Source organism: Shinella sp. SUS2 (genome assembly GCF_001262505.1).
GTDB lineage: Bacteria > Pseudomonadota > Alphaproteobacteria > Rhizobiales > Rhizobiaceae > Shinella.
On record NZ_KQ410726.1, the window covers coordinates 252,755 to 268,910 of the forward strand.

Below are 16,156 nucleotides of genomic sequence, written 5' to 3' on the forward strand. Positions count from 1 at the left end.
GGAAAGCGGGGCGGGCGCGGAAATTGTATGCAATCCGGACCGGCGCCCCTCCCGCCGGCGCTATTCGTCGAGCAGTTCCGCCATGATGCGCAGGTGATCGGCCTGCAGGGGTTTTTCGAAATAGCTTTTCACGAAGCTGTATTGCATCGCCCGTTCGCGGTCCTTGCCGAGATGGGAGCTCGTCAGCATGGCGACGACGGGGGCGTGCACCTCGAATTCCTCGGCATAGCGGTCGAGGAATTCGAAGCCGTTCATGACGGGCATGTTGATGTCGAGGATGATGGCGTTGGGCGTCTCGCGGTGCAGGAGGTCGAGCGCCTCCGCACCGTCGAACGCCTTCAGGATGCGGATCGACGGATCGTATTTGCGGATGGTGTATTCACAGATGAACTGGTCGTTCTCATCGTCATCGACGATCAGGATCGATTGGATATTCATGCTCAGTCCCCGTCGGGCAGTTCTATGATGAACCGGCTGCCCTTATCTCTAGCTTCATAGAGCGCCGTGCCGCCGAGGGCTTCCGTGCTCTTTCTCAATATGTAGAGGCCGAGCCCGCTGCCGAAGGATCGGTTCGGGTGTAGCCGTTTGAACATCTTGAACAACAAATGGCGGCTTGCGGGCGGAACGCCCAGGCCGTTGTCTTCCACCGACAGCCGCAGCTTGCCGGCATAGCGGAAGGCGCGGATGTCGATCACCGGCTCAGCTTCCATCGGGTCGTGATACTTGACCGCGTTGGAGAGCATGTTGCCGACGATGACCTGGAATTTCGACGGCTTGCTTAGGATTGTCAATTCCGCCGGCACATGATTTTCGATGCGGATCCGCTTGGAATCCTCAAGATGCGACAGCGCGTCGACCGCCTCGGACACGAGCGCCCGCAGCGCGATGGGCCGCTCTTCCTCCTCCATCAGCCGGTTGCGGGTGATGGTGATGATGTTCTGGATCAGGTGATCGAGCCGGCGGAAATTCTTCTCCATGCGCTGCAATGTCTGGCCGAGCGCCGTGATCTCGCCTTCCGCCAGCATGTCCCTGGAAATGGTGAGCAGGCCGAGCGAGGAGGCGATCGGCGAGCGCAGGTCGTGCGAGGTACGGTAGGCGAACTCCTCCAGTTCGGCATTGGCCTCGATCAGCGCCTGCTCGCTCGCCTTGCGCTCGGAAATGTCGCGCACGATGCCGCTGTAGATGACCGCGCCGTCGAGCTCCAGCTTGGCGACGGCAAGGTCGAGCGGGAAAATGCTGCCGTCCTTGCGCCGGCCCTCCACCTCGCGGCCGATGCCGATGATCTTCGCCTCGCCGCTGTGGTTGTAGTTGGAAATGTAGCGGTCGTGCTCGCCGTGATAGGGCTCGGGCATCAGCATCTTGACGTTGCGCCCCATCATCTCCTCCGGCGAAAAGCCGAAGATGCGCGTGCAGGCCGGGTTGGCCGAGAGGATGAGGCCGCGGTCGTCGATGGTGATGATGCCGTCCACCGCGTTGTCGATGATGGCCGTGAGCCGGGCGCGGCTTTCTGCGAGATCCGCTGCCATGCGCCGCGCACGACGGGACGAGAAATAGAGGTGCGCGACGAGCGCGCCGTAGAGAAGGCCGGAGATCAGCACCAGCGAGGAGAGCGTCGCGCGGGCATTCGTGCCGTCGCCCGAGAAGGTGATGCCGAACGAGGCCTCGTAGCGCTCCAGCTCGTAATAGGCCATGCCGAGCAGGAGAAGGTAGGTGGCAAGGCCGAGCACGCCGGCAAGCGTCAACCGGTCCTGGCCGGTCTCTTCCGTGCCCACGAAGATGAGCGCGACGCTGACGGCGACGAAGCAGCTCCCGCTCTGGAAGGACATGCGCGTGAAGCGCACCCAGTCGTGGGCGAAGTCCAGCGAGATCGCGTAGCCGATCAGGGCGGCCGCCGCGATGATGAAGGTGACGAAGCCGAGCGCTATCTGCATCATGCTGTTGCGGCCGGACAGGGCCCGCAGCGCCAGAGCCAGGCTGACCAGCATCAGGCAGAGCGCCGTGTTGGGGGCGATCCGCCCCGGCAGGCTGGTGCCGATATCGACGAACGGCGTGTGCAGCAGCGTGTCGATGCCCGCATCGATGCCGAAGACATGCTGGGAGAGGGCCAGTGCGCCGTAGAGGAAGACCGGCAGCATCATCAGTGCCGGCAGGCGCGCGAGGCCGCGTGTGGAAAGAAGGAGCGCGAGCCCGACGATGGCGAAGGCGAGGGCCGCATTGAACTTCATGCCGAACAGGTAGGGATGGCGCTTCGCCAGGTCGACGGGCTCCGCAAGCCAGATCGCCACCATGACGGTGCCCACGACGATGCACCAAAGGCCCGCCGCGACGTTCGCCCTTTGCCAGGACCATGCAGAATTCAAGAGTGCCCCCATCGCGGTTCGACCGCCGCGCGCACTCTAGCGTGAAGGTTGCATCGCGAACAGGTGCCGTAGGGGAAGGATACGGTAAAATTTCCGCCGGTCAGGCGGCATCGTCCCGCGTCGTGCCGGTGTCGAGCTGCCCGGTGAGGGTTTGCAGATCCGCGGTCAGGGCCTGCAGGGCCTCGACCGAACAGCCCGTCGCCTTGCCGATCTGCATGCGGATCGCCACGGCCTCGCGCTTCATCGCATGGCCCTTGTCGGTGAGGGTGATGAGGACCTGACGCTCGTCGCTCCGGTCGCGGGCACGGTGGATGTAGCCGGCCGCCTCCAGCCGCTTGAGGAGAGGGGAGAGCGTGCCGGAATCAAGGCCGAGTGTCGTGCCCAGCGCCTTCACCGTGCGCCCGTCCTCCTCCCACAGCGTCATCAGCACGATATATTGCGGATAGGTGAGGCCATAGGGATCGAGCAGCGGCTTGTAGGTGCGGTTCAGCGCATGGGCGGCCGAATAGACGGCGAAACAGAGCTGCTGGTCGAGGGCCAGCATGCCCGCGGGGATATCGTCCGTCTCAGCTTCGTCACGTTTGTCGGTCATGGTGCCATTGTCGCACAAACGGCCAAAATTGCAATTTGCAAAATCATATTGCGCGCAATCTAATTTTGCGCTATCTAGATTCCATCAGCAACGAAACCCGGAAGGAGACATCCCATGCCCATTCTCTACAGAACCAAGGCTTCTGCAACCGGCGGCCGCGCCGGCCATGGCGCAACCGAAGACGGCACCGTCGACGTCACGCTCACCCTGCCGAAGGAACTCGGTGGTGACGGCGCGGCCGGCGCCAACCCGGAAAAGCTCTTCGCTGTCGGTTACTCCGCCTGCTTCCTCGGCGCGCTGAAGTTCGTCGCCGGCAAGGAAAAGGTAAAGATCCCCGATGACGCCAAGGTCACGGCGACCGTCGGCATCGGCCCGCGCGAAGATGGCGGCGGTTTCGGCCTCGAAGCCGCGCTCGAAGTCTCCGTGCCCGGCGTCGACAAGGCCGTGGTCGAGGACCTCGCCAAGAAGGCCCATGTCGTGTGCCCCTACAGCCACGCCACCCGCGGCAATCTGGACGTCAAGACCACCGTCGTCTGATCGGCTTGCGAGCCAAACGAAAAAGGCCGCCCGGAACATGTCCCGGGCGGCCTTTTTGTGTCCTTGGGGCAGATCAGAACTCTTCCCAGCTCTCCGCCTTCAGGGCCGTGTTGCCGGCAAGGCGGGGCCGGGCCTGCGCGATGCGCTGCGGTGCGGCCTGTGCCACGCGGGCCGGCTGCGCGAGCGTGAAGCGGCCGATCAGCTGCCGCAGCTTTTCGGCCTGCGCCACCAGCGTTGCGGAGGCGGCGTTGGTTTCCTCCACCATGGCGGCATTCTGCTGCGTCGTCTGGTCCATCTGGTTGACGGCCGTGTTGATCTCCGAGAGCCCGACGGACTGTTCGCGGGCGGAGACGGCGATCGCCTCCATGTGCTGGTTGATCGTCGCGACATGGCCGCCGATCGCCTGCAGGGCCTCGCCGGTGTCGCTGACCAGCTTCACGCCGTTGCGCACCTCGGTTTCGGAGTTGCGGATGAGCTCCTTGATCTCCCTTGCCGCCTGGGCGGAGCGCTGGGCAAGCTCGCGCACCTCCTGGGCGACGACGGCAAAGCCCTTGCCGGCTTCCCCGGCGCGCGCGGCCTCAACGCCGGCATTCAGCGCCAGAAGGTTGGTCTGGAAGGCGATTTCGTCGATCACGCCGATGATGCTGGAGATCTGGCCCGAAGACTGCTCGATGCGCTGCATGGCGTTGACGGCCCTCGCGACGATCTCGCCGGAATGGCTGGCCGAGCCGTTGGCTTCCACCGCCACCGTGCGGGCCTCTTCCGCCCGTCGCGTCGAATTGCCGACATTGGCGGTGATCTCGTCGAGCGCGGCGGCGGTTTCCTCGAGCGAGGCGGCCTGCTGCTCGGTGCGCCGGGAGAGCGCGTCGGCACCGTGGCTGATCTCGCGGGTGCCCGTATCCATCTCCTCGACCGACTGCGCGACGGCGCCGAGCGCTTCGCCGAGCTGGCCCACGGCGGCATTGAGGTCGCTGCGCAGCTGCTCGAAATCCGGCGCGAAAGCATCGTTCAGCCGGAAGGAGAGGTCTCCGGCGGCAAGGCGGCGCAGGCCGGCGGCAAGACCGGCGGTCGCCTCCTGCAGGCGTTTCTGCGCGGCCGCCTCCGCCTCGTCCTGCAGGCGCACCCGGTCGGCCTCCGCCTGCAGGCGGTTTGCCTCGGCCGCGCGCTCCAGCCGGTGCTTGTCGATCGCCGACTGGCGAAAGATCTCGACCGCGCCGGCAATGCTGCCGATCTCGTCCTTGCGGCCGCGGAAGGGCACCTCGAAATCGGTGACGTCGCGGGCGAGCGTCTGCATGATCGCGGTGATCGTCTTCAGCGGGCGCGAGACGCCGGCGATGATGATCCAGAAGGCGAGGGCGGAGACGGCGAGCGCCACCGCGCCGAAGATCGACAGCAGGACGAGGTTGAAGGTCTTGGTGGCGCTGGCCTTGGCGAATTCCTCCTCGCCGACGCGGATCTGCAGGTCGACCAGGGCCGCGACATAGGTGCCGATCGGGTCGATCGTCGGGTAGAGCCGCGTTTCCACATAGGCATCGAGCGCCGCCTTGTCCCTGGCCTTCAGGATCGCGATGAGGTCCTGGATGCTGCCGGCCTGCTTCTGCATTTCGGCGCTCATCTGGCCGACGAGGCCGCGCTCCTCGTCGGTAAGGTAGGAGGCGGCATAGCTGTCCCAGATCGTCTGGATGGTCGCCAGCGCCTCCGTGTTCAGCCGCTGTCCTTCCTCCCAGCCGAGCGCGCCGCTGCGCACCTTGTGGGCGGTGTCGACGATGTTGACGGCATAGAGGTCGCCGACCTTCTTCAGGCTTGCGGCGGGCTGCAGCCGGTCGACGACGATGGTGCTCATCGAGGCCGACATGGCATTGAGAACGAGATAGGTGGAAAGCGTGGCGCCGGCGAGCAGCAGCGTCAGGACGAGCGTCACCGCACTGAGTTTCGTGGAGATCTGCATGGGAAGGCCTTACCGTTCTGAACCGTGGAGATGGTAAACGGTAGAGAAATTTTATTTAGCATATATTAAATTTAGAAATATCTAATTATGGTTGTATTTACCTTTCGGTAATCGCTCAGTCGCTGTGGCGTGGCCGGCCCGCGGGCCCTGTTCCATGCGAAACAGCGGCGGGCGCGGCGATGTGCGACCTTCTGGTCACCGGATGAGAGAGGCTCATCCAAGAGAGATCAGGAGAGACCCCATGCGCAAGATCATCGTTTCCGCCACCGTCGCCCTCGTTGCCGCCGTTTCCTTCGCGGCCCCCTCGCAGGCCGGATATTACAGCTATGGCTACAAGCCGCATTGCTTCATCAAGAAAGTGAAGTCCTACGACTATTACGGCAACGTCATCATCAAGAAGATCAAGGTCTGCAAGTAAGCGTCCCCGGCACAGACCTTTGAGCGAAAGGCCCGGAGCCCCAGCCTCCGGGCCTTTTGTCGTGCGGGGAGGGCGCTCGATCAGCTTGTCATGAGAAAAAGAATTGCTACATTGTTTCTCATGAAAGGAGATCGCGCCATGCAACGCAAGCCCATCGCAAAGGCCAATGCCGAAGGCGCCGTGCTCACCAAGGCGGCCGTCAATGCGGCGGAGCGGCTGGGGTTGACGGCGCGCATCCTCTCGGCGGTCATCGGCGTCTCGGAGGCGACGGTCTCCCGGCTGAAGCGGCAGGACGTGCTTCTGGAGCGTGGCACCAAGCCGTTCGAGCTGGCGGTGCTGCTCGTGCGCCTCTTCCGCTCGCTCGATGCCGTCACCGGTGGCGACGAGGCTGTCGCCCGCGCCTGGATGACGGCGGACAACACCGTGCTCGGCGAACGCCCTGTCGACCGCATCGTTTCCATTTCCGGCCTCGTCGATGTCCTCGCCTATCTGGACGCCCGCCGCGCTCTCGTCTGAGGCGCGGCCCTTTGCGGGGCCCGTCTGGCGTTTCGTCGAGGCGCAGCACCGCGTCTCGACGCTGAAACTCGTCGATACGCTGGACGAGCAGGCGCTGCTGGAGGACCTTCTGGAGGAGAGCAAGCCGGTGCTGCCGCCGGAGTGCGCCGGTCTCGACTATCTGCTCGCGACCCCGTTCCGCTACGGCGCCGTCTATCCGCACGGCTCGCGTTTCCGCCGCGCCGGGCGCACGCTCGGCATCTATTATGCCGGGCTTTCCGTCGAGACGGCGCTTTCCGAAATGGCCTTCTACCGGCTGCTGTTCTTCGCCGAGTCGCCCGCAACGCCGCTGCCGGCCAACGCTGCCGACTACACCGCGTTTTCCGCCCTGGTCGAGACCGGCGGGGCGCTCGACCTTACCGCCCCACCGCTCGACCGCGATGCGGCCGTGTGGACGCACCCGACCGACTACGCCGCCTGCCAGTCGCTGGCCGACGGTGCGCGGGCGGCCGGCCTTGCCGCCATCCTCTATCGCTCGGTGCGCGATCCGGCCGGCGGCACCAACATGGCACTTCTCACCGCCTCTGCCTTCGCTGCGCCAAAGCCGGTGGAGCGCCAGACCTGGCGCATCCGGCTTTCGCGGCTTGGCGTGCAGGCGCTGTGCGACCACCCGCCGCGCCGCATCGGCTTCTCCCGCGAGGATTTTCGTGGCGACCCGCGCATCGTTTCAGGCGGATAGGGCCGCCTCGGCGAAGAAGTCCTCGGGTCCGTCCACCTCGATGAGCCGCCGCTTCTCGATCACCCAGAAGCGGTTGGCCACCGACCGCACGAAGGCGCGGTCGTGCGAGACGATGAGGCAGCTCGCCTCGTTTGCCGTCAGCTCCCGCTCCAGCGCCTCCTGGCCCTCGATGTCGAGATGGTTGGTCGGCTCGTCGAGCAGATAGAAGTTCGGGTTGGTCAGCCGCAGCACCAGCATGCCGAGCCGCGCCTTCTGCCCGCCGGAGAGCTGGCCGACCGGCCGCCCCTGCTGCTCGATGGAGAGCCCGGCGCCGGCCAGAAGGCTGCGCGCCCGCTGGTCGCCGATGTCGAAGCGATGGATGATCGTGCCGTGCGGCGTCTCGGCGTCCGAAAGGTCCGAAAGCGCCTGGTCGCCATAACCGAGCACCAGCGAGGGCGTCGCCTTGATACCCTCCTGACCGGCGCCCGCTGCCGCGATCGCCGCGCGCAGCCGCTGGACGAGCCGCGTCTTGCCGGCTCCGTTGAGGCCGAGCAGCACGATGCGGTCGCCCTGGCAGATGAACTTCTGGTCCGTGCGGAAGAGGAGGGTGCCATCCGGCGTCTCCACGGCGGCGTCCTCCAGCGTCACCAGCACCTTGGCATGGGTGCCGCGGTTGGCGAGGCGGATGGCGCCGGCCGAGCGCTCCTGGTGGGCGGGGCGCGCGGCATCCTCGATCCGCTCGGCCCGTTCCTTCAGCTGCTTGGTCTTGACCACCAGGAGGTCACTGCCGGAGTTGATGCCGATATTGTTGAGCTTGGCGGCCTGCTGGCGCAGCTGCTGGGCAACCTTCATGTCCTTCTCGAAGCGCCGCTCCTCGGCCGCGTCCGCCTCGTCGAGCGCCGCCCGGGCGCGCGAATAGGGCAACGTGAAGAGTTGCGAGCGCTCGGGCCTCAGGAACAGCGTGCGGTTGGTCACGGCGTCGAGGAAGGCGCGGTCGTGGCTGGAGATGACGACCGGCATGTCGCGCGGCAGGCTGGCGAGCCATCCCTCCAGCCGGGCGATCTTCGAGAGGTCGAGATGGTTGGTCGGCTCGTCGAGGAGCAGCACGTCCGGCTCGCCGACGCGCACGCGGGCGATCAGCGCGATGCGCTGCCAGCCGCCGCTGAGCTGGCGGAGCGGCCGCTCGCGCAGCGTCTCGGGCACCTCCAGCTCCTCCAGCGTGACATCGGCCCGCCAGCTTTCGCTCTCCTGCTGTTCGGCAGAAAGCGCGCCGAGCACGGCCTCGCGGAAGGTCAGCGCGTCGAGGCCGGTCGGAAGGTTCTGCTCCATATGCCCGACGGTGAGGCCGCGCGCGCGGGTGATCTCGCCTGTCGTCGGTTCGAATGCGCCGGTGATGCATTTGAGCAGGGTGGATTTTCCCCGCCCGTTGGCCGCCACGAGGCCGATCCGGTCGCCGGCGGCGACGGCGAGGTTGAGATTGGCGAAAAGCGGGGTGGAGACGGTGACGCCGAGGGCGCGGATATTGATGAGCGACATGGAACGATCTCTGGTCTTCGGAGCCCCGCGGCGCGGCATCGGCCGTCGATCACGCGAAAAGGCTCAGGGGACACGGATGCGGAGTGACCGCATCCGCCGGGTAAGGCGGACCAGAAGAAGAGTGTGTTCGTTCCGATCAGCCCTGCAAACGCATCTGCAGGGCAAGATCAGGGCCGTGCGTACGGTGTGGCAGAAATTCGTATTTCACGCGCAGCCCTCTCTTACGTGTTGCGAACGGGGAAGGGATAGCATTGGCCTGCGGTGTTTGGCAAGCGCGGGGAGGCGCCCCTCATCCGGCTGCCGCCACCTTCTCCCCGCAAGCGGGGCGAAGGGATTTGTGGCAAGGTCCCGTCCTATTTCCGCCGGCCCCTCTTGCGGGAAACCGGATCGGCATCCCCTTCTCCCCGCCTGCGGGGAGAAGGTGGCGGCAGCCGGATGAGGAGCCGCGCCGCGCCCGCAGCGCCTACCGCCGCAGGCTCCCGAGGATGCCGCGCACCAGCGCCCGGCCGAGCGAGGAGGCGACGGTGCGCGCCACGGACTTCATCGCCGCTTCCGCCACCGTCTCGCGCTGGTAGCCGGAGCGGGCCTTCGGCTGCTTGGGGGCGGGCTGGGCGGCGGGCTCGTCGTCGCCGAAACCGGGCAGGGTCCAGCGGCTGCCGCCGGAGGACGGGGTGTCTGCCTGCTGCTCTTCCGCCTGCTCCTGCGCGGCGGCGGCTTCGGCGGCCTTCTTGGCGCGGGCGGTGAGGATCTCGTAGGCGGATTCGCGGTCGAAATCCTCGTCATAGAGGCCGGCGACGGGGCTGACGCCCATGATCTCCTTGCGCTCGGCCTCGGTAACCGGGCCGAGGCGCGAGGCCGGCGGGCGGATCAGCGTGCGCTCCACCATGGAAGGCGCACCCTTGCCTTCGAGCGTCGAGACGAGCGCCTCGCCGGTGCCGAGATTGGTGATGACCTCGGCGCAATTGAAATCCGGGTTGGGGCGGAAGGTGTCGGCCGCGGTCTTCACCGCCTTCTGCTCGCGCGGCGTATAGGCGCGCAGCGCATGCTGCACGCGGTTGCCGAGCTGGGCGAGCACGGTTTCCGGCACGTCGAGCGGGTTCTGCGTGACGAAGTAGACGCCGACGCCCTTGGAGCGGATGAGGCGCACGACCTGTTCGACGCGCTCGGTGAGCACCTTCGGCGCGTCGTTGAACAGAAGATGCGCCTCGTCGAAGAAGAAGACGAGCTTCGGCTTGTCGGGATCGCCCACTTCCGGCAGCACCTCGAACAGTTCCGAGAGCATCCAGAGCAGGAACGTGCCGTAGAGGCGCGGGTTCATCATCAGCTTGTCGGCCGCCAGGACCGAGATCGCGCCGCGTCCGTCATTGGTGGTGCGCATGATGTCGGAGATCTTCAGCGCTGGCTCGCCGAAGAACTGCTCGGCGCCCTGCTGTTCGAGGATCAGCAATTCGCGCTGGATCGAGCCGACGGAGGCCTTGGAGATGAAACCGAACTGGCTGGAGAGCGTCGAGGCGTTCTCGCCCATATAGTTGAGCAGCGCCTGGAAATCCTTCAGGTCGAGCAGCGGCAGGCCGCCCTGGTCTGCGATCTTGAAGGCGATGTTGATGACGCCTTCCTGCGCGTCCGTCGCGTTCATCAGACGCGAGAGCAGCAGCGGGCCCATCTCGGAAATGGTGGTGCGGACGCGGTGGCCCTTCTCACCGTAGAGGTCCCAGAAGATCACCGGGAACTGCTGGAATTCGTAGGGCGAAAGGCCGATCTGGTCGGCGCGCTTCTGCAAAAAGTCCTTGGCCTCGCCGATGGCGCCGATGCCAGAGAGGTCGCCCTTCACGTCGGCGCAGAACACCGGCACGCCGGCATTGGAAAAGCCTTCGGCGAGGATCTGCAGCGTCACCGTCTTGCCGGTGCCCGTCGCGCCCGTCACGAGGCCGTGGCGGTTGCCGAACTTCAGCTCCAGATATTCCGGCTTGTTGTTCGTATCGTCAGGCTTGCGGCTGGTGCCGATATAGAGTTTTCCGTCCTGAAGAATGGATTCCGTCACGTTGAAACTCCTTCGAAAGCCGTTCTGATCCGATCGCTGCCCACGGGCGGATCGCCGCGCCGGGCAGGTTTTCATTGAATCGTCTCAGGCAGGTTATAAGGATAGTCCCGCACGGGAACAACACGCTTTCAAAGGGCGCCCGCCCGGTCGTGGACGCCCCGTGCAGCCGGCTTGAGTTTGCCGGGGAATTCATTTACCTTGACGTCAACGTCAATTCCCTTTCGGAGGATTTTCCATGAACGAACTCGTCACCCGCGTTGCCGATGCCGTCGGTATCGACGCCGCCCTGGCGGAAAAGGCCATCGGCATGATGCTCGGCTTCCTGCAGCGCGAGGCCGCCGACGGCCCGGTCGCCCGCATGATCGAGGCCATTCCGGGCGCCTCCGAGCTGGTCGCCCAGTATAACGGCGAAGGCACGGGCGGGGGCGGTCTGCTTGGCGGCCTGATGAGCGCCATCGGCGGCGGCGGCGTCATGGGTCTCGGTCAGCAGCTCATGAGCGAAGGCCTCGGCATGGGCGAGATCACCGGCCTTGCCAAGGAAACCATGGCGGTCGCCCGCGAGCATGCCGGCGCCGACGTTGTCGACGAGGTCGTCGCCTCCGTACCGGGCCTCAGCCAGTTCGTCTGATCCGGCCTTCGCCATCCCGCGCCGGCGGGATGGCCTCCCGCCTCAGCCGGATGGCGGGGATTTCAGCCACTTGCGCAGGCGGCCGCGCGCATTGGCATAGGGGGATGCGGTGTTGAGCTGGATCATCCTGCCCATAGGCCATTTTTCGTACCAGGAGCGTCCGTAGAGCGCCGCGTCGTTCTTCCGCTCCACCGCGGCGAGAATTGCCTGCTTGGCGGTTTGCAGCCGGTCCAGCAGGTGCGGATAGGGCAGGCCCTCGTAGTCGCGGTAGAATTTTCCGGCGAGCCTGCCAAGCTCGTTCCATTTGAAGCCGGTTTCCGGAAAGTCGATGGGCGCACCGGCGTCGTCCCGCGCCAGCCATTTTAGCACCAGCTCGTTCCAGCCCGTCAGATAGGCGACGAGGTCGAAGGGGCTCATCCGCGTGTCCTTGGCATGGCCCTCCATCGTGCGCTCGTGCACACGCGTCTCCGGAACCTCCGCCAGCGTTTTCAGAAGCTTGCCGAATTCGGTGTCGATGGCCGCGATCAGCGCGGCCCTGTCCTGCGGAACGGCCATGATACCCCTGAAAACTGTCGTTCAGGAGCCTACAGCGGTTTTTCGCCGGCGACATGCGTCAAATCGCGGCGGCCGGATCGGGAGGGGCTCAGCGCCGGCGTGCCAGCATCAGGGCGGCGGTGAAGAGCGTCAGCCCGATACCGACGGAGAGCGGCCCGGCCTTCGGCCCGCCGGCCTCCATGATTGCGCCGGTCAGTGCCGAGCCTGCCCCGCTGCCCGCCGCATAGGCGAGGGCGAAGGCGGCGGCGCCGGCCACCAGCATGGCGCTGCTGTAGCGTTCGCCCAGCATGGTGAGCGCGCAGGTGTAGAGCGAGAAGGTGGCCGTGCCCATCAGCGCGAAGACCGAGAGGATGGCGATTTCCGACTGCATCGACGGCAGGATGAGATAGCTCGCCGCCGCGGTGCTGACGGCCGCCATGGCGACGCGTTCGCGCGGCAGCTTGTCGAGCAGCAGGCCGATGAAGGGCTGGGCGATCGCCGTCGGCAGCGCCAGCACCGTCACGCTGATCGCCGCAAAGGCCTCCGTATGCCCCATCTTCACGAAATAGACCGGCATGGCCGAGATGGCGGCGATATCGGCGAAGCCGAAGACGAAGACCATGCCGACGAGCAGCGGTGCCGCCCTGAAGAAGCGGAAGACGTCGCCCGTCGAGGAAGGCTCCGGCACGGTCCTGGTCGAGAACATCAGCATGGCGGTCGCAAAAGCGACGATGGCGAGATAGACGGCGGTCAGCGCGAAGCCGAGCCCGCCCTCGCTGCCGAGCAGCGGAATGGCGAGCGGGCCGGCGGCAAAACCGGCGCACATGCCGGCGCCGTAGATGCCGGAGACCCGGCCGCGCAGCCGGTCCGGGCAGGCGGCGCTGAGCCAGGCTTCGCCGAGCATGAAGATGAGGCTGGCGAAGAAGCCGAGCAGGAAACGGGCGACGAACCAGACCACAAACGAGGAGGAGGCCGCGAAGGTGGCAAGGCAGAGCGAGCAGCCGACGAGGCTGGCGATGATCAGCCGGTCGGCCCGCCAGCGCGCCGTCAGGCTGCCGAGGAGCAGCGTCGAGGCGGCAAGGCCGGTGGCGAAAGCGAGCGCGTTGACGCCGATCAGCGCCGGCGAGAAACCGCGCGCCTCCAGCGTCAGCGAGATCAGCGGATAGGTGAGCCCCTGCGCCACGGAAAAGGCGGTGACGCCGAGAATGACGGCGGCAATGGCCGGCCAGTCCGGCGAGAAGACGGTTGACGACGAGGACTGCATGAAGGGCTCCCGGCGCCGCACCGGCGCGCGCTTCTCCATACCGGATCGGGCCGCTGTTTGGGAAGGGGCGGGTTAGACGATGGTGCGCAGCAGGGCGCGGAGGATCTGTCCCATCCGTGCATGGCTGATGCCGTTGTCGACATCCGCCGCCCGGTGCACCACGACGAGGTCGAGCGCCGCAATGACGATGATATATTGCCCGCCGGCGCCACTGGCATAGACGATGGGCCAGTCCGTCGCGAGGTCGTCGCCCGGCGCGTTCGCTTCCGCCGACCACCAGAGATAGCCATAGCCGCGCCCGCCGCCGAGATCGGTCAGCGGCCGCGTGCTCTCCGCCACCCACGCCTCCGGCACGACCTGCCGGCCTTCCCAGCGGCCACCTTCGAGGACCAGCCTACCGATGCGCGCCAGATCCCGGCCGGAAAGACGCATCTTGTAGACGGGGTGACGCGATTGCGGGCCGAAGACATCGGAAACATCCTCGGCCGCAAAATCCTGCATCTGAAGCGGTTCGGCGACCTGCTCCCGGAAGGCGGCTGCGAGCGTGCGTCCGGTCTCCTGTCGGTAGATCGTGCCGAGGGCGTTGAAATCCCAGTTGTTGTAGTACCAGAAGGTCCCCGGCGCGTGGCTGCCGCGCGTCGGGCGGCCCGGCTCCATGCCGTAGACACAGGGATGGTAGACGCCGGAGCGCGATTTCATGAGGTCGGCGACGGTCGCCTGCTTCTCCTGCGCCGTCAGCGGCGAGAGATCGTCGATGCCGAGCGCGTCGAGCGTGGCGTGGATGTCGATTTCACCGGCCGCAACGGCGATGCCGTAGAGGATGCCGATCAGGGACTTGCGCACCGAGGCGACGCTCGATCGATGGGCATGGAAGCCGCGGGCAAAAACCACCTCGCGGCCCCTGACGGCGAGCAGCGCCGTCGAGCCGCCGGAAGAAAGCAGGGCGTTGAGATCGTCCAACAGCGCCTCCCGGCGGATGAGGAATCAGTGGCCAAGTCTTGCACGACGGCGCTTCCGGCGGGAGGTGCGGATAGAAACACTGCTGCCGCAGCGGGGCGGCGGTCGCGCGGCGCTATTCCTGGCCGGCCTCGTCCACCGTCTTGTTGTCGCCCGTCTTGGCCTTTTCTGCCGCTGCCGCCTCGCGCTCGCTTTCGCGCACCACATGCAGGAACTCGGCCGCGATGGGCGGGGAGACCTCCACGGTCTTCTTTTCCTTGTCGTAGATGCAGAGATAGGTGATCTGGCTCTTCGATTCCGGCGAAAGCCCCTCGATTGCCGCAAGTCCGAAGGATTGCGTGCCTGTCGGCTCGACGAAGACGTTCGGCGTGCCGAGCGCTTCCGGCAGGCTCGCCAGGCAGCTCTTCTCCACGTCGGCGCGGAATTCCTCCCAGGCATCGGGCGAGGAGGCATGGGCGAGCGGGGCGGCGAGGAGAAGCGGAAGGGCGGAAAGCAGGCGAAGATGCATGGGCAGGCTCCGTGTCAGGGGTGTCGGACAAAATGTCCGGAATCGCTTCCGGTTCCATTCGTCATTGATCTGACACGGGAAACGGGAAGGATTTTGTCGCATGTCAGGAAAAATTGGAACCCGGGCGGTTGCCACTTCCGGTCGCCGCTCCTATGTTCCGCTCACGGATTTCATTGAAAAAATTCCGTCGCCAAGAGGAGACACCACGATGGCTTTCGAACTTCCGCCGCTTCCCTACGATTACGACGCGCTCGCGCCCTTCATGTCGCGCGAAACGCTCGAATATCACCATGACAAGCACCACAAGGCCTATGTCGACAACGGCAACAAGCTGGCCGAGGAAGCGGGCCTTCAGGACCTCTCGCTGGAAGAGATCGTCAAGAAGTCCTACGGCACCAACCAGGGCCTCTTCAACAATGCCGGCCAGCACTACAACCACGTCCATTTCTGGAAGTGGATGAAGAAGGGCGGCGGCGGCAAGAGCCTGCCGGGCGCCCTGCAGAAGGCGATCGACAGCGACCTCGGCGGCTATGACAAGTTCAAGGCCGATTTCGTCGCCGCCGGCACCACGCAGTTCGGCTCCGGCTGGGCCTGGCTCTCCGTCAAGGACGGCAAGCTCGCCATCTCCAAGACCCCGAACGGCGAAAACCCGCTCGTGCACGGCGCCAACCCGATCCTCGGCGTCGACGTCTGGGAGCATTCCTATTACATCGACTACCGCAACGCCCGCCCGAAGTACCTCGAGGCCTTCGTCGACAGCCTGATCAACTGGGACTACGTCCTGGAGCGCTACGAAGCCGCTACGAAGTAAGGCGTTCTTCGCTTTCGAAATCAGGAAACCCCGGCTGGAAACGGCCGGGGTTTTTATTCACCCCGCCTCCTGCCGCCGGCTCTCCGCCCAGCCGGAAATCCACAGCTGCCGCAGCCTGTCGCCCTCGCCGCGAAAATGCAGGCCAGTCGCTTTACAGGCCTCCACCCGGTCGGCGCGGAAGTTGCGGATGGCTTCGCGCAGCTCGCACCAGGCGACGATGTTGGCGGTCTCGGAATAGTAGATGAGGGCGATGGGGCGGACGGTGCGTTCGCTGGCGCGGCCATATTCGTCGCGGTAGTCGATGCGCAGCGTCTCCTCGTCGCGGATCGCCCGGCGCACCGCGGCAAGGTCGATGCCCTTGGGCTGGCGCGGCGCGGTGCCCCAGGCATGCAGGGCGCGGGCCGAGAGCGTCTGGCGCAGCGGCGGCGGCACCGCGCCGGCGATCTTGTCGCCCACCCGCCGGGCGGCCGCCTGCAGCTCCGCATCGCCGGTGCGCTCCAGAAGCGCCAGCGCCAGCACCACGGCCTCGGTCTCCTCGATGGAGAACATCAGCGGCGGCAGGTCGAAGCCGGGGCGCAGGATATAGCCGATGCCCCGCTCGCCTTCCACCGGCACGCGCATCGCCTGCAGGGCGGCGATGTCGCGGTAGATCGAGCGCACCGTCACCTCCAGCCGCGCGGCGATCTCGGCCGCCGTCACCGGATGGCGGGCAAGGCGCAGGATCTGGATGATCTCGAAGAGCCGGGAGGCCTTGCGCATGGTTGTTCCCTTCACAACTGACACATCCCTGTCAGTTGGCCTTCGCTATA

At 66.0% G+C, this 16,156-nt stretch carries 17 protein-coding genes; 6 read left to right on the forward strand and 11 right to left on the reverse strand.

All coding sequences use genetic code 11. The features are described from left to right. Nucleotides 1-60: 60 nt before the first annotated feature. The 3 genes from AKG11_RS08150 to AKG11_RS08160 all read right to left on the reverse strand — a co-directional run bounded on the left by AKG11_RS08150 (nucleotide 61) and on the right by AKG11_RS08160 (nucleotide 2,952). Nucleotides 61-438 (reverse strand): response regulator, encoded by a 378-nt coding sequence (locus AKG11_RS08150; protein ID WP_050743512.1) that lies wholly within the window; start codon nucleotides 436-438, stop codon nucleotides 61-63. 2 nt (nucleotides 439-440) lie between these two features. Next, the gene (locus AKG11_RS08155) at nucleotides 441-2,360 is read right to left on the reverse strand and encodes a sensor histidine kinase (RefSeq protein ID WP_197283965.1); all 1,920 of its coding nucleotides are present in this window, start codon (nucleotides 2,358-2,360) and stop codon (nucleotides 441-443) included. Between the two features lie 100 nt (nucleotides 2,361-2,460). Next, entirely contained in the window at nucleotides 2,461-2,952 is a 492-nt protein-coding gene (locus tag AKG11_RS08160) for a MarR family winged helix-turn-helix transcriptional regulator (RefSeq protein WP_023515241.1), read from the reverse strand. Nucleotides 2,953-3,066: 114 nt separating this feature from the next. Here AKG11_RS08160 and AKG11_RS08165 point away from each other — a divergent pair, with 114 nt between their 5' ends. Next, entirely contained in the window at nucleotides 3,067-3,489 is a 423-nt protein-coding gene (locus AKG11_RS08165; protein ID WP_024270860.1) for an organic hydroperoxide resistance protein, read from the forward strand. Nucleotides 3,490-3,562: 73 nt separating this feature from the next. Here AKG11_RS08165 and AKG11_RS08170 read toward each other — a convergent pair whose 3' ends face one another. Further along, a complete protein-coding gene (locus AKG11_RS08170; protein ID WP_050743514.1) occupies nucleotides 3,563-5,437 on the reverse strand; it encodes a methyl-accepting chemotaxis protein in 1,875 nt (624 codons plus the stop codon). Nucleotides 5,438-5,678: 241 nt separating this feature from the next. Between AKG11_RS08170 and AKG11_RS34480 the strand changes: the two genes are divergently transcribed. From AKG11_RS34480 to AKG11_RS08180, 3 genes are all read left to right on the forward strand, one after another. Beyond that, a complete protein-coding gene (locus AKG11_RS34480; RefSeq protein WP_023517002.1) occupies nucleotides 5,679-5,855 on the forward strand; it encodes a hypothetical protein in 177 nt (58 codons plus the stop codon). A 138-nt stretch (nucleotides 5,856-5,993) separates the two neighbouring features. After that, nucleotides 5,994-6,371, forward strand: a complete 378-nt coding sequence (locus AKG11_RS08175; protein WP_050743515.1) for an MbcA/ParS/Xre antitoxin family protein — start codon at nucleotides 5,994-5,996, stop codon at nucleotides 6,369-6,371. Beyond that, nucleotides 6,331-7,089: an RES family NAD+ phosphorylase gene (locus tag AKG11_RS08180; protein ID WP_050743516.1), complete on the forward strand. Its 759-nt coding sequence runs from the start codon at nucleotides 6,331-6,333 to the stop codon at nucleotides 7,087-7,089. The genes AKG11_RS08175 and AKG11_RS08180 overlap by 41 nt, the downstream gene beginning before the upstream one ends. Here AKG11_RS08180 and AKG11_RS08185 read toward each other — a convergent pair. Together AKG11_RS08185 and AKG11_RS08190 are read right to left on the reverse strand one after the other, a co-directional pair. After that, the gene (locus AKG11_RS08185) at nucleotides 7,078-8,604 is read right to left on the reverse strand and encodes an ABC-F family ATP-binding cassette domain-containing protein (RefSeq protein ID WP_050743517.1); all 1,527 of its coding nucleotides are present in this window, start codon (nucleotides 8,602-8,604) and stop codon (nucleotides 7,078-7,080) included. The two genes, AKG11_RS08180 and AKG11_RS08185, sit on opposite strands and share 12 nt — an antisense overlap. Before the next feature lie 463 nt (nucleotides 8,605-9,067). Next, a complete protein-coding gene (locus AKG11_RS08190) occupies nucleotides 9,068-10,633 on the reverse strand; it encodes a helicase HerA-like C-terminal domain-containing protein (protein ID WP_037407989.1) in 1,566 nt (521 codons plus the stop codon). A gap of 247 nt (nucleotides 10,634-10,880) precedes the next feature. Between AKG11_RS08190 and AKG11_RS08195 the strand changes: the two genes are divergently transcribed. Then, the gene (locus tag AKG11_RS08195) at nucleotides 10,881-11,273 is read left to right on the forward strand and encodes a hypothetical protein (RefSeq protein WP_023515240.1); all 393 of its coding nucleotides are present in this window, start codon (nucleotides 10,881-10,883) and stop codon (nucleotides 11,271-11,273) included. Nucleotides 11,274-11,315: 42 nt separating this feature from the next. On the opposite strand, the gene AKG11_RS08200 is transcribed toward AKG11_RS08195, so the two are convergent. The 4 genes from AKG11_RS08200 to AKG11_RS08215 form a co-directional block, all read right to left on the reverse strand. After that, on the reverse strand, nucleotides 11,316-11,828 hold the full coding sequence (locus AKG11_RS08200) for a ClbS/DfsB family four-helix bundle protein (RefSeq protein WP_050743518.1): 513 nt from the start codon (nucleotides 11,826-11,828) through the stop codon (nucleotides 11,316-11,318). Nucleotides 11,829-11,916: 88 nt separating this feature from the next. Then, complete coding sequence (locus AKG11_RS08205; RefSeq protein WP_023515238.1) at nucleotides 11,917-13,071, reverse strand: MFS transporter; 1,155 nt, start codon at nucleotides 13,069-13,071, stop codon at nucleotides 11,917-11,919. Nucleotides 13,072-13,143: 72 nt separating this feature from the next. Further along, nucleotides 13,144-14,031: a serine hydrolase domain-containing protein gene (locus AKG11_RS08210; protein ID WP_050743519.1), complete on the reverse strand. Its 888-nt coding sequence runs from the start codon at nucleotides 14,029-14,031 to the stop codon at nucleotides 13,144-13,146. Between the two features lie 112 nt (nucleotides 14,032-14,143). Then, entirely contained in the window at nucleotides 14,144-14,536 is a 393-nt protein-coding gene (locus AKG11_RS08215; protein ID WP_050743520.1) for a hypothetical protein, read from the reverse strand. A gap of 208 nt (nucleotides 14,537-14,744) precedes the next feature. Here AKG11_RS08215 and AKG11_RS08220 point away from each other — a divergent pair, with 208 nt between their 5' ends. Further along, nucleotides 14,745-15,347, forward strand: coding sequence for a superoxide dismutase (locus tag AKG11_RS08220; RefSeq protein WP_024270857.1), 603 nt, complete (start codon nucleotides 14,745-14,747; stop codon nucleotides 15,345-15,347). 57 nt (nucleotides 15,348-15,404) lie between these two features. Here AKG11_RS08220 and AKG11_RS08225 read toward each other — a convergent pair whose 3' ends face one another. Beyond that, the gene (locus AKG11_RS08225) at nucleotides 15,405-16,106 is read right to left on the reverse strand and encodes a helix-turn-helix transcriptional regulator (RefSeq protein ID WP_050743521.1); all 702 of its coding nucleotides are present in this window, start codon (nucleotides 16,104-16,106) and stop codon (nucleotides 15,405-15,407) included. Nucleotides 16,107-16,156: the final 50 nt, after the last annotated feature.

What these genes read in the sequence shown, in the direction of transcription:
- AKG11_RS08150 (WP_050743512.1), bottom strand. Translation starts at nt 438, where the DNA reads ATGAATATCCAATCGATCCTGATCGTCGATGACGATGAGAACGACCAG.
- AKG11_RS08160 (WP_023515241.1), bottom strand. Translation starts at nt 2,952, where the DNA reads ATGACCGACAAACGTGACGAAGCTGAGACGGACGATATCCCCGCGGGC.
- AKG11_RS08165 (WP_024270860.1), top strand. Translation starts at nt 3,067, where the DNA reads ATGCCCATTCTCTACAGAACCAAGGCTTCTGCAACCGGCGGCCGCGCC.
- AKG11_RS08170 (WP_050743514.1), bottom strand. Translation starts at nt 5,437, where the DNA reads ATGCAGATCTCCACGAAACTCAGTGCGGTGACGCTCGTCCTGACGCTG.
- AKG11_RS34480 (WP_023517002.1), top strand. Translation starts at nt 5,679, where the DNA reads ATGCGCAAGATCATCGTTTCCGCCACCGTCGCCCTCGTTGCCGCCGTT.
- AKG11_RS08175 (WP_050743515.1), top strand. Translation starts at nt 5,994, where the DNA reads ATGCAACGCAAGCCCATCGCAAAGGCCAATGCCGAAGGCGCCGTGCTC.
- AKG11_RS08180 (WP_050743516.1), top strand. Translation starts at nt 6,331, where the DNA reads ATGTCCTCGCCTATCTGGACGCCCGCCGCGCTCTCGTCTGAGGCGCGG.
- AKG11_RS08185 (WP_050743517.1), bottom strand. Translation starts at nt 8,604, where the DNA reads ATGTCGCTCATCAATATCCGCGCCCTCGGCGTCACCGTCTCCACCCCG.
- AKG11_RS08195 (WP_023515240.1), top strand. Translation starts at nt 10,881, where the DNA reads ATGAACGAACTCGTCACCCGCGTTGCCGATGCCGTCGGTATCGACGCC.
- AKG11_RS08200 (WP_050743518.1), bottom strand. Translation starts at nt 11,828, where the DNA reads ATGGCCGTTCCGCAGGACAGGGCCGCGCTGATCGCGGCCATCGACACC.
- AKG11_RS08205 (WP_023515238.1), bottom strand. Translation starts at nt 13,071, where the DNA reads ATGCAGTCCTCGTCGTCAACCGTCTTCTCGCCGGACTGGCCGGCCATT.
- AKG11_RS08215 (WP_050743520.1), bottom strand. Translation starts at nt 14,536, where the DNA reads ATGCATCTTCGCCTGCTTTCCGCCCTTCCGCTTCTCCTCGCCGCCCCG.
- AKG11_RS08220 (WP_024270857.1), top strand. Translation starts at nt 14,745, where the DNA reads ATGGCTTTCGAACTTCCGCCGCTTCCCTACGATTACGACGCGCTCGCG.
- AKG11_RS08225 (WP_050743521.1), bottom strand. Translation starts at nt 16,106, where the DNA reads ATGCGCAAGGCCTCCCGGCTCTTCGAGATCATCCAGATCCTGCGCCTT.